Origin of the sequence: Bartonella capreoli, from assembly GCF_902813205.1 — a bacterium.
Lineage (GTDB): Bacteria > Pseudomonadota > Alphaproteobacteria > Rhizobiales > Rhizobiaceae > Bartonella > Bartonella schoenbuchensis.
The window spans coordinates 1-397 of sequence record NZ_CADDZX010000349.1; the positions used below are offsets into that span (position 1 = coordinate 1).

At 52.1% G+C, this 397-nt stretch carries 1 pseudogene; it reads right to left on the reverse strand.

The window, feature by feature from the left end:
* Positions 1–397, reverse strand: a pseudogene (locus J7R05_RS08740) (hypothetical protein); the annotation flags it as partial.

Sequence of the window (397 nt, forward strand, 5' to 3'; positions counted from 1 at the left end):
CTTCACCACTTCCTGCTATAGCTCCATAGATTCCACCGTTTTTTGCAGCGCGTATTGTATTAAACTTTGCTACTGCTTTTTTTGCCGCCGCTTCCCCTGCAAGTTTCGCCTCTGCCTGTGTGTCACCTCGCGCTAATGCAGATTGAAATGCTTTTGCCTCTGCTCTACTTGCATAATCTGCAGCTGCACCTGAAGTTCTTGTGGCTGCCTTATTTATAGGCCTCATTACAGCTTTACCTACAGCTTTTGCTGCTGTAGGAGCACCTCGTATAGCACCGGGAATAGCACGTCCAGTAGCAACTCCACCCCGTCCAACAGCAGCAGGAGCAGCACGCATAGCAGCGGGAACAGCGCGTACAGATGAAGGCACAGCGCCCATAGCAGCCGGAGCACCACG